Origin of the sequence: Maribacter algae, assembly GCF_047345745.1 — a bacterium.
In the GTDB taxonomy this organism is placed as follows: domain Bacteria; phylum Bacteroidota; class Bacteroidia; order Flavobacteriales; family Flavobacteriaceae; genus Maribacter.
On sequence record NZ_JBLFES010000001.1, the window covers coordinates 779,979 to 795,436 of the forward strand.

13 protein-coding genes are annotated in these 15,458 nt (G+C 40.8%); 4 read left to right on the plus strand and 9 right to left on the minus strand.

The annotated features are described in order from the left end of the window. Nucleotides 1-13 precede the first annotated feature (13 nt). Nucleotides 14-3,835: a SusC/RagA family TonB-linked outer membrane protein gene (locus tag ACKWBX_RS03395; protein WP_413967237.1), complete on the minus strand. Its 3,822-nt coding sequence runs from the start codon at nt 3,833-3,835 to the stop codon at nt 14-16. A gap of 101 nt (nt 3,836-3,936) precedes the next feature. Further along, entirely contained in the window at nt 3,937-5,091 is a 1,155-nt protein-coding gene (locus tag ACKWBX_RS03400) for a FecR family protein (protein WP_413967238.1), read from the minus strand. Between the two features lie 112 nt (nt 5,092-5,203). Between ACKWBX_RS03400 and ACKWBX_RS03405 the strand changes: the two genes are divergently transcribed. Then, nucleotides 5,204-5,833, plus strand: a complete 630-nt coding sequence (locus ACKWBX_RS03405) for an RNA polymerase sigma factor (RefSeq protein WP_413967239.1) — start codon at nt 5,204-5,206, stop codon at nt 5,831-5,833. A 65-nt stretch (nt 5,834-5,898) separates the two neighbouring features. On the opposite strand, the gene ACKWBX_RS03410 is transcribed toward ACKWBX_RS03405, so the two are convergent. After that, entirely contained in the window at nt 5,899-7,134 is a 1,236-nt protein-coding gene (locus tag ACKWBX_RS03410) for a hypothetical protein (protein ID WP_413967240.1), read from the minus strand. A gap of 604 nt (nt 7,135-7,738) precedes the next feature. Here ACKWBX_RS03410 and ACKWBX_RS03415 point away from each other — a divergent pair. Continuing rightward, nucleotides 7,739-7,918, plus strand: coding sequence for a hypothetical protein (locus ACKWBX_RS03415; protein ID WP_413967241.1), 180 nt, complete (start codon nt 7,739-7,741; stop codon nt 7,916-7,918). An 18-nt stretch (nt 7,919-7,936) separates the two neighbouring features. Here ACKWBX_RS03415 and ACKWBX_RS03420 read toward each other — a convergent pair whose 3' ends face one another. Then, nucleotides 7,937-8,851: a hypothetical protein gene (locus ACKWBX_RS03420; RefSeq protein ID WP_413967242.1), complete on the minus strand. Its 915-nt coding sequence runs from the start codon at nt 8,849-8,851 to the stop codon at nt 7,937-7,939. A 352-nt stretch (nt 8,852-9,203) separates the two neighbouring features. Between ACKWBX_RS03420 and ACKWBX_RS03425 the strand changes: the two genes are divergently transcribed. Next, nucleotides 9,204-9,413, plus strand: coding sequence for a hypothetical protein (locus ACKWBX_RS03425; protein WP_413967243.1), 210 nt, complete (start codon nt 9,204-9,206; stop codon nt 9,411-9,413). Nucleotides 9,414-9,529: 116 nt separating this feature from the next. Further along, nucleotides 9,530-9,964, plus strand: a complete 435-nt coding sequence (locus ACKWBX_RS03430; RefSeq protein ID WP_413967244.1) for a hypothetical protein — start codon at nt 9,530-9,532, stop codon at nt 9,962-9,964. Here ACKWBX_RS03430 and ACKWBX_RS03435 read toward each other — a convergent pair. The 5 genes from ACKWBX_RS03435 to ACKWBX_RS03455 all read right to left on the minus strand — a co-directional run bounded on the left by ACKWBX_RS03435 (nt 9,961) and on the right by ACKWBX_RS03455 (nt 15,387). After that, nucleotides 9,961-10,167, minus strand: a complete 207-nt coding sequence (locus ACKWBX_RS03435) for a hypothetical protein (RefSeq protein WP_413967245.1) — start codon at nt 10,165-10,167, stop codon at nt 9,961-9,963. The genes ACKWBX_RS03430 and ACKWBX_RS03435 overlap by 4 nt on opposite strands. A 175-nt stretch (nt 10,168-10,342) precedes the next feature. Further along, on the minus strand, nt 10,343-11,602 hold the full coding sequence (locus tag ACKWBX_RS03440) for a purine-cytosine permease family protein (RefSeq protein WP_413967246.1): 1,260 nt from the start codon (nt 11,600-11,602) through the stop codon (nt 10,343-10,345). An 8-nt stretch (nt 11,603-11,610) separates the two neighbouring features. Beyond that, nucleotides 11,611-13,056, minus strand: coding sequence for an aminoacyl-histidine dipeptidase (locus ACKWBX_RS03445; protein WP_413967247.1), 1,446 nt, complete (start codon nt 13,054-13,056; stop codon nt 11,611-11,613). Continuing rightward, nucleotides 13,057-14,325: a purine-cytosine permease family protein gene (locus ACKWBX_RS03450; RefSeq protein ID WP_413967248.1), complete on the minus strand. Its 1,269-nt coding sequence runs from the start codon at nt 14,323-14,325 to the stop codon at nt 13,057-13,059. Between the two features lie 3 nt (nt 14,326-14,328). Further along, on the minus strand, nt 14,329-15,387 hold the full coding sequence (locus ACKWBX_RS03455; protein ID WP_413967249.1) for a M29 family metallopeptidase: 1,059 nt from the start codon (nt 15,385-15,387) through the stop codon (nt 14,329-14,331). Between the last annotated feature and the right edge of the window lie 71 nt (nt 15,388-15,458).

Sequence of the window (15,458 nt, forward strand, 5' to 3'; positions counted from 1 at the left end):
AATCTGCTTTTTTTTAAAAATTTAACGTAGCTCCAAGAACAAAGGATACCGGTATTCTTATACCCGGGCGGAACGCCCCTGGGAACACTTCTGTGTCCAACGTACTGGCTTCTCCTGAAAACGGAACCGATTCCGGATCTAGGTCAACATCATTGGCCTTCCATAATAAGCCAAGGTTTCTCACTTGAAAGGTGAAATTCGCATTGGTCATTCCTAAACGGTCCACAATCGCTTTGTCTAGCCCGTATTCCAAGGTGATATCCCTCAAACGTATATGTGACGCATCATGTATTCCGTAGTTGGACAACGTAAAAAACTGTTGCCGGGTGAGGGATTGAAATTCTTCTTCGTTTCTCGCCAGTACCGGAATGTCCGTGAAATTTTCATCACCTGGTCTTTGCCAAGCCCTTGCAATATCTTCTTGAAAAACCTTTGAAAAGCCGGACAGGTATTTATTATCCAGATTTTCTTGAAAAACATGCCCGAACTTGAAGGTGGCCAATGCGGACAAGGTGAAATTTTTATAGGTAAAACTGTTTCTTAATCCCCCAAAACCGGGAGCATTAAAAGGTTTTGTCGTAACCAATCCGGCAGCGGTAGGAGCTTCTCCCAAATCATCAAAACCAACGGTATCGCCATTGTCGTTAAAGACCTGCGGATTTCCGTTGGGATCCAACCCTGCCCAATCATACCGTAACCTGACGCTTGAATCTTCACCTATAACCTCTCGAATACCGTTCTCCACTTCAAGAATGAAGAAATCGGTGAAATCCTGTGGAGCATTAAAACCATGCTGTAGCACCTTGTTTTCATTATAGCTGATGTTCAGATTGGTATTCCATTTAAATGCCTCGCCTTTAATAAAATCGATATTCAGGTTCAATTCTATACCTCTGTTCGAGATGGCTCCATTGTTGGCCAGTGTCTGAAATGTGGATTGGCCAAAGGTGGGGTTCACGATATCTTGGGTCAGTAAATTTCTTGACTGCCTGTCGTACACATCCAAGGTACCTATGATGCGATTGAAAAATCCAAAGTCAAGACCAAGGTTCGTTGTAATCGTATTTTCAAAACTTAGGTTGGGATTTCCGGGACTCGCAATACGTGCAAAAGGAGTGTTATTTACCGTATCAGGGTTATCGAATTCAATACTCACAACGGTAGTCAGTCCCCTTCTAAGGTTCCCGTTTTTACCATAGGATGCCCTCAATTTAAGATTATCGATCCATTCCGATTTAAAAAATTCCTCTTTGTTGAGGTTCCAAGATGCACCTACGGACCATAGTAAAGGTTTGCTCAAGCGTTCGTTGATTCCAAAAGCCGATGCTTGATCAATCTTTCCCGAAAAATTAGCATTGTAACGGTTCTTGTAACTGTATGCAACGTTGGTGAAGGTCGATACCGCCCGATTGGTGATCTCGGGCAAGAAATTGTTCAGGGAACGTGCTTCGAATCCATCAAAAGGCGAGCCATCGGGCACAAGGTAGGAAGCAACACCGCTGTTGACCGGGGGAGGACTGAAAAAACGATCGGAAAGTCCCGTTCTATCATCGTAAGCGAAAAGCACGCGGCGGTTCAAATCGTTAATACTTTCAGAAAATTCCATTCCCAACAGTGCGGATACCGAATGCCCGCCCTCAAAACTTTTGTCGTAGTTCAAGAATCCTCTAAGTACAGTATTGGTCAGTGTGGTCTTTTCGTTTTCCAAGGTACCACCATAGGGAACCAATCTTTGTACGAAAGGGTTTTCTGGACTTACCACTTCTGAAATAAAAAGATTGTTCTGCGTACGTATCTCAAAAAGATCTTGAGGTTTTACATTATTTACTTCTGTGGTGATTTGATTGAACTGGTACTTGAGGTCTGCACTCAATCCATCGGCAATCTTATAATTAAGACCGGCCGCCAAACGAAGGTTAAAGGTCCTAGTTTCATTATCTCGCAATCTTTGATCTAGTACAGGACTAAATGAAGGGTCGTCAAATCCCAATCCTAAAAACTCTTCGCGATTTCCAGAATAGATGTCCAAGGTATTCAACGGGTTACCGGCATCATCGACCAAACGATCAAAAATATTGATCGATGGTGTGATCGATGTAAGCGAGTTGCCGAACAATTCTCCAACACCGATACCGTTGTCGTTTGTTTTAGATGAGGCGAGCGAAACATCCAAAACAGCCTTGAGTTTTTCGGATAAATTAATATCGTTGTTTAAACTTAGGTTAATACGACTAAATTCATCGCCAACATCTGGCCTTTTTTCATCAATAAGAGTTGAGGTAAAACTATAACTATTGAAAGAGTTGCCCCCAGAAATACTTAGGGAATTCTGTGTTATAAAACCGGGACTCACCAACAATCGCTCAAAATCGTTCAAAACATTGTTTTTGGCCAATTCCGCAAGGCGGGCATCTCTTTCGGCAATACTGCTCGGGGAAAACACTGCATCAGGATTTCCGGGATCATCAATAAACTCGGGATTGGCAGCATAGAAGTCGGCCCATATATTGTCAAACGCGGAAATTCTGGCATAACGCGCCAACCTTCCGAAGGCACCTTCGTTGAATGCGTTCAATGCAACCGTACTGAAAGGTGAAACTTGCTGACGCCTGTTGTAGACTTCTATAGTGGTCGCGGCATCTGCAATACCAAGATTTGACAAATCTTGTTTGGTACCTATGGTCGTATTGGATGTAAAGGTTATTCGGGTTTTTGAGCCAACGGTACTTCCTCTTTTCGTGGTGATGACAATGACCCCGTTAGAAGCGCGCAAACCCCAAATAGCGGTGGCGGAGGCATCTCGTAATACATCTATGGTCTCAACGGTCTGGGGGTCTATATCGTTGAACGGCCCTTCGTACGGAAAACCGTCCAATACGATCAAAGGTTGTCTGTTCAATGAATTTTGTTGATTGACAGCTCTACTTGCACTGGAGTTTGGCGTATCAAAGGTACTAATGCCCCTTAGAACGAGTTCCAATCCTGTTCTGCCTCCATCCTGTGGCACCTGATTAATGTTGAGACCAGGCGAAAGACCCTGCAATTGATCATCAAGATTTACCACTTTTTGACGGGCCAGATCACGTTTAACGATTTTTGATGCTGCAACAACGGACTTTTCTATATCAGTTTTGGTATAACCCGTCAAAACAACCTCGTCCAATTCATTGACGGATTCTTTTAATACTATGGTATATTGTCTCTGTTCCGTAGTGATTTTTTGCTCGTAATCTTCAAAACCTATACTGGAGACCGTTAAAAATTGATTTAATGAAACCTCTAAGGTGAACTTACCATCAAAGTCGGTCTGCGTTCCCTTAATAATAAAATCATTGTTCGCGCTATTGGAGCCAAAGTTGTCCGTGGCCACAAATACACTTGCTCCAGGTAAAGGCACTCCCGCTTCGTCGCTTACCGTTCCCTCTATCACAAAGGTCTGCTGGTCCAACGGCGTACTAGTGTCGCTTTTTGAACGACGTAGCTTTATAACATTTTTCCTTGAAATTGTGTACTCGAAATTGCCGGAAGCTAAACTCTTGTCCAGCAACTCACTTACCTTAAAAATCCCTTTTTCGAGTGTTACCTGTGGTACATCCGCAAAAAGATTTGAGGGGTACATGAATTTGAAGTCCGTTTGCTTTTTGATAATGTTAAATACCTCATCAACATTCACAGTCTGTGTTGTGTTGATTTCAACTTTGGAATTTTGCGAAAAAACAGATTTGGACGATAATGCGAATGATACGGTACAGAAAAAAAATACAAATGTTCGCATAATGATTCTAGTAAGTCTTCCTATGGTATAGGCAAGACTGTTAATTGATCCTATTTTCATATATTTATAGTGTTAGTTGATATTTACGTATCAGTGAACAATCAAAAAGGAATGAAGCGAGTAATTGTGAGAGATTCAACTTCGTTCCTTTTCTCGTTATTTCAATTTAAGGAGACCTTTCCCTTTGTTATTTCATAAGATATGTTATTGGTATATTCCAATATTTCAAGAATATTTTCCAGTTCGTTGTCTTTTCTGAATACCCCGTTGAATTCTATTTTCTTGATTTTTTCGTTGGTAATCACAATTTCGGTATCGTACCATCTAGAAAGCACGATGATGATTTCCTCTAAAGGCTTATCCTCAAAACTGAAAACACCCTCTTTCCATGAGACTTCATTGAATACATCTACGGTAGTGACATTAATTACTTCCAAATCACTGCTGACCCGAGATTGTTGCGAGGGTTCCAGAACTGTTTTAGCACCTTTGTCTTTGCGCACGGTTACTTTGCCCTCTACCAAGGTCGTGTAAACGGTGTCATCGTCATTGTAGGCCTTTACGTTAAATTCAGTGCCCAACACTTCCAATTCTTGAAAAGCGGTGATTACCTTAAATGTGGCTCCATTATGCTCGGTACTCGGTGACACATCAAAATACGCTTCACCGTACACTATTTCTACCGTTCTAGTCTCGCCCAATGAAAAGTTCGCGGGATATTTTAGTTTGGAAGCACTGTTCAGCCAGACCATAGTACCATCTGCCAAACGTAAAGAATATTGTCCGCCTTTTGGTACCGTCAGGTAGTTGTAAGCAGGTACTACAGAAGATTCGTTTGTATTTTTATAGACCAGTTGCTTACCGTTGCTTTGAACATAATCGCTTTCATAAGGATTTTTTTTGTCCAGGACCACATCGGTACCATTTTCTAAAGTAAGGATTGCCTTGTCTGTTCCAATAGGAATTTTGAGTTCGGTGTCGGTCACTATATTTTCTTCGGAATCCCTATTTTGAAAAGTAAGTATTATGGATAGCGATACAACTACAAGTATGGAAGCTGCGGCAGCATATTTCCAAAAGTTTCTTCTTTTTCCTTTTTGTTTTACACGCTTATTTATTTCTTTCCAAATTTCTTCACGCTCTTTGAACTCGAACACTTTTTCTTCTTGTACATCAAAATTCAGTTGAACATACTGCTTGAAAAAACTCCGATTCTTCTTGATTTCCAACCAATCAATCAAGATACCAGCTTCTTGCTCCGTTAATTGATTGTTGCAATATTTGGCAATTAATATTTTTAAATCTTTCTTATTCATTTTTTACCAATTCTTATATAATACACTTGTCAAATCAAATACCCTTATTTTTATGTCATTTTTTTTTGACTTAGTTTTGTTTTTTGTGAAAGAAAAGTTACTAAAACATTAAATGGAATTAGATTATGATAACAATATTCTATTAAAGTCTGCCCTGAAAAATGGTGATGAAAAGGCTTTCAGGGTATTCTACGATAAATACTTTGATAGTCTTAGTAACTACTTAAACAGCCTTACCAATGATAAAGCCGCTACCAAGGATATCTTACAAGAGGCTTTCATTACGTTTTGGAACAAAAGGGATGAACTTCTACTTGACAGATCTTTCCAAAGCTATCTTTTCAAAATAGCGCATAATATTTTCATAAATCAATATAGGAAGAACACTAGAAAATTAAAACTGTTAGATGAAATAGCTTATTCCGTTAAAATAGCTACTTTAGAAAATGATCAGGATCTAGTTGAAAGAAAAATAACCTTCTTAAGGGAAACCATATCCCAACTTCCGACGAGATGCCGTCAAATTTTTGAAATGGGAAAATACCAGGGATATACCTATAAAGAAATTGCTGAGAAATTGAATATTTCCGTAAAAACCGTAGAAGTTCAAATGGGAAAAGCTTTTTCTATTTTACGGGATAAAATTAGTTCCAATCCCAACCTCTTTAATTTTATTTGCTTTTACAAGCTATTTGTTAAAAAAATGAAAGTATCAACTAATGCTAATTCTTTGGAAAAATAAAAGGTGTTTTTGTCATAAAAATTTGACAAAAACACCTTATTATTATTGAAATAAGTAAAACGTTATTAATTATCCGGTGTAATGGTGAAAGTAATATCGTCACCAAAAAAGTCAATGGTAATGACCATGGTGGCCGTAATTTCGTCATACGTCCCACTTCCCGATAATCTATCCGGAGTATCACCAAAACACTCATAATCTTGCTCCGCGATTTCAACGGTGCCGTTGGTTGCTCCGCCAAATTCCGGTGTAAATACGATCATGGCAGAGGGTTCTATATCACAACCGAAATCAAATATGTCCCCATTGATCGTGAGTTCCCCGCAACCCGGCACCCCTACGCCGCTAGTTTCGAATCCTTCTGCTAGGCCATTTAGAGCACCTGACCATACCTCTGTGTTTACAGGGCTTAAGCAATCGGATCCGTCAGAATCAAATTTATAAGGGTCGGTGCCTGCCAATAATTCATCGCCATTGTTTACGGAGTCTCCATCACAATTTGCAGCAGACCATGTATCGTTATCGGAATCAAAACCATTATAACCTTCCTCTTGGCCTGGTACACAGGCATTGAAGTCATCATCATCTATGGAGAAAAGGACGCCATCGCCGTCATTGTCAACTTCTTCCGTTGATGTACTGTCATATGGATCAGAACCTTGATTTACCTCTTCACCATTGCTTAGACCATCACTATCACAATCCGCATTGGCCCAAATCGTGTTCTCGGAATCGAAGAGGTCATAACCAATTCCTTGAGCAGGCAAGCAAGGGTCGTTGTCATCAACATCTTCCGAAGCTTCCACACCATCACCGTCCTCGTCAATTGGTGCATCCGATACGTATGGGTCGGTTCCGATCTCAACTTCCAATGCATTGGTAATATCATCATCGTCACAATCGGCTTCTGCCCATGCTTCGTTAGTTACATCAAAACCATCGTAACCTGCTTCCTGTGCGGGTATACAAGGGTCGTTATCATCTTCATCTACATCAGCTCCTATGCCGTCACCGTCATTGTCTTCTGGAACATAAGGGTCCGTACCGTTACTATCTTCCTCTCCATTGCTTATACCGTCATTATCACAATCAGCCATCGCCCAAACATCATTTGTGGCGAAATATTCATCGTATCCGGCATTTTGCGCCGGTATGCAAGGATTTTCCTCATCAGGGTCAACATCGGACAGTACTCCGTCACCATCATTATCAATTGGTCTAAGGGTTCTGTTGTCATCACTTTTGTTACAGGACAAAACCAAGAAGCCCAAAATTAAAAACGTGTAAAATGTTCTTTTCATAATATTCTTGAGTTAGTTATTAGTATTCTCGAAAAACTATATTAAAGAGGATATTTGCCAAATCACAGTATGTCAACTGCTGATTGTCCCCTGTCCATACAGCCTTTACAAATAGTAATACGCTTGGGAAATTCAAAACCCTTATTTGAGCAGTGCAGTTATTTTCAATTCTAGGTTTAAGGAGTACGTTTTGTAACGTTGGATATAATTAATGGATACTCATAAATATTAGTATTCGCTACGCAAGCATCACCAAAATAATACCCATAAAATATTTAATATACTTTGGAATTTATAGCGGAAGATAGTGGGCCGTAATGATGGAATAGTGGAGAAATATCATCAATAGCACTTTATGATGATTTTTAAGTTATCGTTTATTCCATATTCCCTTTAATTTCCTTCAGTTTCAAAAAGATAAATCAACCCACCCAACAAAAATGAATCAACGAAATAGGCATGGGTCAACTGAAATACTTCCAAATAGGTGAATATTGTGATGACGGAACTGATGATTCAACTGATCAAGGCGGCGGGCTCCCACTCTTGAATCTCGTCCAATTCATAGCGTTGTTTTTTGACCCAGAAAAAATGGATAATATAGATGGCGGAAATCGAGGGTGCCAGAACCCCAAGAAAGTTAAGAAAATCAAAAAGGTATTTTGAGAATCCGAATAATGCCAGGCCTATACCGCCGATGCTCGCCAAAATCACGATACGTTTAAATGACCATTCGGTTTTTATAGTGGAAAAAGTCAAGACCTTTGAGACGCTAAAGAAGTAAACAAAGCCTTGGGAGTTCTCATTCCGCCATCTCCCCGATACATATTGATTTCACTTTATCTATTTCCATTTTAAAAACAATACCTCCATAAATAGATCGGACCACAATAATGGAATCATTTAAGGAATACCCCTCATCAATCATACCGGCATAGGCAGTTTCAACCTCTTTTCTTACGGACCCGATACCTATGTTTTTGGATGTCTTAAGTTCGGACGGTTTTATGATTTCTATCTTGTATATCTTCATTGGGTCATCGTGGTTTTCATAATTCATCGTCAGTTTTATCCCTTTAGAAACATAATGCCAAGGCCTTGTAAAAACGTCCTCCGCATCCGTCCAATCTTCCTTTGATCCTATCTTTTCAGGTTCTCCCAATTTTTCTAACAATTCTTGCGGTTGAGTAGTCAAGGTCAGCCACCCATCCAAGGTTTCGTATGGATATTTTAAATCAGGTAGTAAAACGTGTTTTTTTTCAATTAATTGATAGTCGTCTATCCTCCAACCCCTATTGTTTCGAATGAAATTACCGACTACCATAACGCCCTCGATATCGTACATCAAGCCAAATTCTACGGTATCTTTTTTAATTTCAAACTCCTCTACCAAGAAATAGTGGCCAACTTGTTCCGAGGGTTCAATAAACTCCACCCGTTCTCCGAATTTTAATAAATTCACCTTGTACGGAAAAACATCATTTCGCATAAAAACCACGGGCAATCTATTTGGTTTATCGGGATGGTAAAAAGGTTGTAATTCGGGCAAGTCGATGATCTCCTGCATGATGGCCTCAATCTCCTTTGCATCAGGCAGCCGAGGTATTTCTAAAGGATTCTCGCTGCTTTCTTCGGATATATTATGCTTTACAGTCTGTACATTTTTACAAGAAGGAAATAGAAAAAAAATACTAAAAAATGGGAATAGGAATCTCATTTATTCATGATTTTGAAATACGTATAATGCTACCTATATCGGTCGAATCTGTTGAGATATGTCTATGTCCATAATACCCTGAAACAGAAATAGCGAAAGGTTCCAAAAAAATGATTTTGGCTATTTGATATTCCACCGTCTTGGTCAACTATTTGATGGTCATTAAACCATTCGAACACCGCCCTTGAATCATAGTGGAGGTATTCAAGAGTAAAGGTATCAAAGAGTTTATGAAATGAAGTCTCATCCGCTAGGTTGAGACCAAAAACAATTTTGCATGAATTAAATTAGCCTAAAATAATTCAAGAGATTATATTTAAACAAGCTCAATACCGATGAAAGCCGTAAGGAAATGATGGATGCCACCATAGCATATGTTCAATTTTCGATGGAGTTTACAAAAGAACCCCAACTAAAATCGGTTGATACGATACTGAAAAACAGTACTACAATCAATGAGGCCAATGAAAAATTGGAACCCGACTTTTCATTTCTAGGCACTTCTTTTGAAAAGGAAAAAAAACTATATGACGCTATGGAGAAACAGGTGTTCAAATTGTAGGAATGGGATACGCTCAAAACGAGTTTGGCCATAAGAAATACGTCTCAGCCTATTAGCTGGCACTGGATTTAAGCAATTAAATATTACTTTTATTGTTGAATATAAAAACTAAACAAATGAAAATAATTTTGACCACTCTTTTTTTGACACTATGCTCTTTATCGTTCTCGCAATCAAACGAAAAAAATAAGGTACTCCTTCAAGACCAACGTATTCAAAAAACGCTCGAAGAACTACTTTTAAAAGAAACCCCGAACGCCGCGGTAATCTTTGAAGAGCCTTCGACTCAAAAATTCATTCAATTCGCTGGCAGTAAAACCGAGGAACTGCTATTTGATTTTCCATCATCCCAGCTTAGTGCTGCCGAGTTTGAAAAAGCGACTACAATTTTAAAAGAGTATCAAATTGAGCATCACGCCGGGACATTTAGCACTTTTAGCAAGCCGATCGAGAAGAATATTGATTTGGCCATCGAGTTGATTTCAAAAATTATGATAGAGGTTCTCGGAACTGACGAGGATGTCAAGCTCACTATTCAAACCATTGATTAAATCGCTAGGCTATACCTTTTGAGCTGATTATTCAAGAGCCAAATTCCTTGGTCCATCATCGCTACCTTGTCCGAAAGTTGTAAACTTTCAGGTGGAATACTTTTACGATAATTCTGTGCATTACCCTGCTGGTCCCACGACATAGGCAGAGAACCATCCCCCTCAATGTGAGACAACCGAATTTTTCCTAAAAACGACCGCATTTACAGAGTTTTTGGACCAACCATAGCCCAATTGCTCTGACTGCGCACAAATATTACCAAACGATACAACAAAGACGGTGGTAAGAATGACTTTTATAACAACTAAGTTCTTCAGCATTTTTATAACTCTGGAGTGGTTTTTAAGTAAAGTTATTACAACTTCTTAAGTTATCGTTCATTCCATATTCTTTTTAAGCTCCTTCCTTTTAAAAAAAAGATAAATCAACCCGCCCAACAAGAAAGAATCGATAAAATAGGCATGGGTCAACTGAAATACTTCCAAATAGGTGAATACCGTGATTATGGAACTGATGACCCAACTGATTAAGGCGGCGGGTTCCCATTCTTGAATCTCGTCCAATTCATAGCGTTGCTTTTTGACCCAGAAAAAGTGGATGATATAGATTGCGGAAATCGAAGGGGCTAGAACGCCGAGAAAGTTTAGAAAATCAAAAAGGTATTTTGAGAATCCGAATAGCGCCAGGCCAATACCGATTATGCTTGCCAAAATCACTATGCGTTTAAATGACCATTCCGTTTTTATGGTCGAAAACGTCAAGACCGTCGAATAGAGATTACTTGCATTGCCCACCCAAGTGGACACCAATAACAGAACAAATGCCGGTATGACCAGACCAAATTCCTGCATGACTTTTATGATGTCGACTTCGCCCGTCTGTATCGAGGGAATGGCGCTAAATAGCAAAGCAACAGGAAAGCCTATCGTAATGCCCAATACGGCAATCATACTCTGTCTATCGTTATATATGAATCTTGAAAAATCGGCCATCATGACCGGGAAAAGTACCGATGAACCTACCAAAATGGAAGTAGCCTCGAACAGTGTCATGGTGGGATTTTCTGGAACGAAATTTATCAGTTCTTGAAGTGACATTCCCTTTTCAAACGAAACGTAAATAACATAGCACAAAAAGAGGGTCAAAATAGGAACCGCAATATTGGCCAATCTTTCGAGACTTTTGATGCCGAAAAAAGTTGTTGCCGTAATCAAGCTTCCCATAATGATGATGATAGGCCATTGTAATAGGGAGACGGACAAGGTATTGAATGCCGTATCGAGCACTGCGACGGACAATAGCTCCAAGGCCACCGAAAACCAACCTAGCAAGGTAATCCCGAAAATAAAGTTCATGATTTTAGCACCTTGCCTGCCAAAACTGAAATGAAGTATCATATAGGTGGAAAGGCGGGAACGGTTGCCGATTTTAGTGGTCGCCATACACATGAGGGTCAACACCAAGGTAGAAATACCGAAGGCCCAAAGTGCGGTCTTAAAACCTACGCTCAAGGCGATTTCAGAACCCAAATAAAGAATGGGCAGGGTAAGACCGGTACCTGCGATGATAACCGCGATAAGCCAACCCGAAGTGAAATCCTTGGGTTGTACTTTGGTGTTTGTATACTGGTCGGCCATTTTTTAGCTTATTCTATGGAGTGCAATATTTCAATCAACAATTTCCAGAATTTTTGAACCGAACTTATCTGTACCCGCTCTTCCGGGGAATGGGCCCCGAGAATATTCGGGCCAAAGGAAATCATCTGCATATGTGGAAAAGTTCCCGATAGGATGCCGCATTCCAAACCCGCATGAATCGATTTAATCGCGGGGAATTCTCCGTTCAGCTTTTTGTAACAAGCTTTTGCCAAGGACAGTAATTCGCTATCTGGTCGGGGTGCCCAACCAGGATAAGGCCCTACCTCGGTAACCGTGGCAAATGAAAAATACTTTTTGACCTGATCCGTCAATTCATCACGTTCGGCATCTACCGAACTACGGGTATGACAGGCCATAAAAAATGCACTTTCGGCAATATTGGCAATGGCAATATTATTGGAAGTCTGCACCAGACCAGGGATTTCTTTGGTCATTGCATGCACCCCGTTGGGCATTTTCATTAGAGCCGAGATCAGGTTTTTTTGCGTTTGAATATCCAAAACACCCATGGCATTCTCGGAAATTTCCGAGGCAATGTTCAATTCTGGGTCTGTGTCTTTATATTTTTTTTGAAGTTTGCTTTGGATGGATTCCAATTCCTCTGGAAACAATGCTGTTTTGTCCTCGCGGATGGCAATGATCGCGGATCCGTTTCTGGGAATCACATTGGTCAACGTTCCTACCTGTATCGAATGTATCCTACAATCCAGTGTTGAAATCAACTCTTGAAGGCATTCGGTTAGCACCTGTATCGCATTGGCACGGTTTAGATGAATATCTACTCCTGAGTGTCCTCCGGTTAATCCATTTACGGTTATTTCATAAAGTTCGTATTCTTTGGCATCCAGTATTTTTATATTGTATTTACCCTTAATTTCAACATCGACCCCTCCGGCACATCCTATGGTGATCTCATCATCCTCTTCGGAATCTAGATTTAATAAAATATTCCCTCTTAGCTGATCTTCGGTCAGTGCCATGGCACCGGTCATTCCTTTTTCTTCATCAATGGTAAACAAAGCCTCAATAGGCGGATGTGCTATATCTTTAGATGATAAAATGGCCATAATAGTCGCTACCCCTATACCGTTATCGGCACCAAGTGTTGTACCCTTTGCTTTGACCCAATCCCCGTCTACATACATTTGAATTCCTTGGGTGTCAAAATCGAAATTGGAATCGGCTTCCTTTTGGTGTACCATATCCAAATGCCCTTGCAACACAACACTCTTATGATGTTCCCTGCTCTTGGTGGCCGGTTTTTTGATAATGACGTTCCCAACGGTATCGACCGAAGTTTGCAGACCCAATGATTTTCCAAAGGCCACCATGAACTCTATAATTTGCTCTTCTTTATTGGATGCTCTAGGGATGGCATTGATGGCCTCAAAATGTTGCCAAATACTATTTGGCTCTAATGCGGTAATTGACATTTATTTCAGTATTTTTTTTAGGATAAGATACAGGATAAAAGCGACCAAGAACGAATCAAAAAAGGAAATCGAGGTCAAGGTCAGATAATCGTAAGCCCCCAAATAGGCGATGATACATGATACGCCCCAACTAAGCATGGCCGCCAAATCAAATGTGGGGAGTCTATCAAAATCGGCTAAATCATATCGTTGTTTTTTCACGAAGAAAAAATCGGCAATAAAGATTGCGGATACCGGTGGTATGAAAATGCTGGAAATGTTCAGAAAGTCTATAAAGTAGCCTGTTACGCCAGCAACTGCCAAAGCTGTCCCGATAATACTGGCCACGATACCGATACGCCAATTACCCTGTTTGGTAAAAATGGTCGAAAAAGTCAATACGGTAGAATAGAGATTGGCCGAATTGGTCGTCCATGTGGAAAATATCAATATCAGCAGGGCCGGTAGCGTAAGGCTCAAACCGATCATGATTTTCATGATATCAATTTCGCCCGTGGTCAAACTGGGAATTCCGCCCGCCAAAAGTACGAGGGGAAAACCAATGGTCAAACCTAATACGGCCAGCAGACTATCTTTATCGGTTCTTGCGAACCGGGAATAGTCGGGCATTAAAACCGGGGTCAATATCGCCATACCGACAACAGCGGAAATCGCTTCTCGAATACCGATACCTCCTGAACCCTCTATTGAAACAATGATATTCCACTCGCTTCCGCCAAGCGAAGCAAACAATACAAAAACCATGAAAAGGAGTAAGAGGGGTACGGAAACATTCGATAGCTTTTCCATCGCCTTGATACCGAAAAGTGCGGTCAATGTCATTAGCAAGCTTCCGATCACGATACTGATCCAAGCAGGAATATTCCAGCCCAATAATTGTGCGAACGCATCATTTAATGAGGTTCCAAAAATTTCTATTGTAACGGCAAACCACCCCAATAACGTAATGCCTACGATAAGATTTATGAGTTTTGCTCCGAGTCTTCCGAAAGGGAAATGTAGCAGCATATAGGTAGAAAGACGCGTTCGATTACCGATGATCGCCGTAATGCCGCACAATAGACTTAGCACCAGACAGACTCCTAGAAATATCCAGAAAGCGGTAGAAATACCTACGGATTGGGTCACTTCCGCACCCAGAAACAGGACGGGAAGTGTAATACCTATGCCAACGATGATACCCGCAATACGAATACCATGAACCGTTTTGTTCTCCGGAACTTTCGTTCTGGAATAATCATCGGCTATGTGTTTATCCTTGTCGGCCATCCATCAATGATCACCGATCAGTTTCGCCGCCAAAGGTTTTAATTCGGGATGGATATATACCCCATCTTCCGCAATCTGAACATCATCCAAATAGATACTGACCTTGCCCACGACCCCGTCAAAATGTGATTTTGCCACTTGCCCATCGGGTGGCATATCCATGGGACTGGTATGACCGAATCCGAAATCGACCCCGCCCCAAACACGTTCGTCCTCAACGATCTCGCCGCGCATTTGACGCACGCTTGGGTTTAACCCGAACATATTATGGGATATTTTGTACATATTCGGATCATCAAAGGAAGCGAGATATTTCTTGAATTTTTCCACCTCTGCAGGTGTACCCTTGACGTCGGCGATCTTACCATTCCTCATTTCAAACTCAATACGGTTGTCGGTGCCATAAACATTGGCGTTCATCAACAAGTCAAAGACAATAGTACCGTTCATGCTGCCAAGTTTGGGAACCATGTTGACATAGCCGGGTGCGGTTCCGAACTTTGGTTTGGAATAGTCGCCATCATCGATATCAAAAGCATAATTCAAATCGATATCATAGGAAACATCGGTGCCATTGGTACTGGTAATCCGGATTGTTTTACACTTCAATACCATATCACGCACTTTCTTTAGCATGCTGCCCAAATCGGGTATATTGTAGCCCGTGAAAGTGCGTACCAATGATTGTACCGACGAATCGGCTATAATCAGATATCGAAGTTTTTTATTGTTCTTGAAGGCGTTCTCCCAAATATCGGAATAGAGCAAAATGGTGGAGTTACATTCTAACCAAACATCTACATTGCTCAATGTAGCGGTCAAGGCTTTGGCGGGCCAATCGTTCATTCCTGCCTGGCCATCTTCCTTCGCTTTGGGTGTCCAAATCAACAACGGCTTTCCACCGACCGCACTAGCGGCATCCGCGAAAGCCTGCATCAATTCAGGATCGGAACCTGAGTCGGCGGTAATGGCCACGGACTCTCCCGATCTAACTTTAAACATATCCTCCATAATTACCTGTGCCACTTGGGAACGTTCATTGACATATTCGGTCTTGCTCATATTCTTTGTGAAATTTAGTGCTAAATGCGTTCTTAAAAAAGGGGAAACTAATAAGAGCTTCCCCATTTTTA

Bases quoted from the DNA above. Each gene is read 5' to 3' on its own strand.
- ACKWBX_RS03395 (WP_413967237.1), bottom strand. From the start codon at position 3,835: ATGAAAATAGGATCAATTAACAGTCTTGCCTATACCATAGGAAGACTT.
- ACKWBX_RS03400 (WP_413967238.1), bottom strand. From the start codon at position 5,091: ATGAATAAGAAAGATTTAAAAATATTAATTGCCAAATATTGCAACAAT.
- ACKWBX_RS03405 (WP_413967239.1), top strand. From the start codon at position 5,204: ATGGAATTAGATTATGATAACAATATTCTATTAAAGTCTGCCCTGAAA.
- ACKWBX_RS03410 (WP_413967240.1), bottom strand. From the start codon at position 7,134: ATGAAAAGAACATTTTACACGTTTTTAATTTTGGGCTTCTTGGTTTTG.
- ACKWBX_RS03415 (WP_413967241.1), top strand. From the start codon at position 7,739: ATGGCGGAAATCGAGGGTGCCAGAACCCCAAGAAAGTTAAGAAAATCA.
- ACKWBX_RS03420 (WP_413967242.1), bottom strand. From the start codon at position 8,851: ATGAGATTCCTATTCCCATTTTTTAGTATTTTTTTTCTATTTCCTTCT.
- ACKWBX_RS03425 (WP_413967243.1), top strand. From the start codon at position 9,204: ATGATGGATGCCACCATAGCATATGTTCAATTTTCGATGGAGTTTACA.
- ACKWBX_RS03430 (WP_413967244.1), top strand. From the start codon at position 9,530: ATGAAAATAATTTTGACCACTCTTTTTTTGACACTATGCTCTTTATCG.
- ACKWBX_RS03435 (WP_413967245.1), bottom strand. From the start codon at position 10,167: ATGCGGTCGTTTTTAGGAAAAATTCGGTTGTCTCACATTGAGGGGGAT.
- ACKWBX_RS03440 (WP_413967246.1), bottom strand. From the start codon at position 11,602: ATGGCCGACCAGTATACAAACACCAAAGTACAACCCAAGGATTTCACT.
- ACKWBX_RS03445 (WP_413967247.1), bottom strand. From the start codon at position 13,056: ATGTCAATTACCGCATTAGAGCCAAATAGTATTTGGCAACATTTTGAG.
- ACKWBX_RS03450 (WP_413967248.1), bottom strand. From the start codon at position 14,325: ATGGCCGACAAGGATAAACACATAGCCGATGATTATTCCAGAACGAAA.
- ACKWBX_RS03455 (WP_413967249.1), bottom strand. From the start codon at position 15,387: ATGAGCAAGACCGAATATGTCAATGAACGTTCCCAAGTGGCACAGGTA.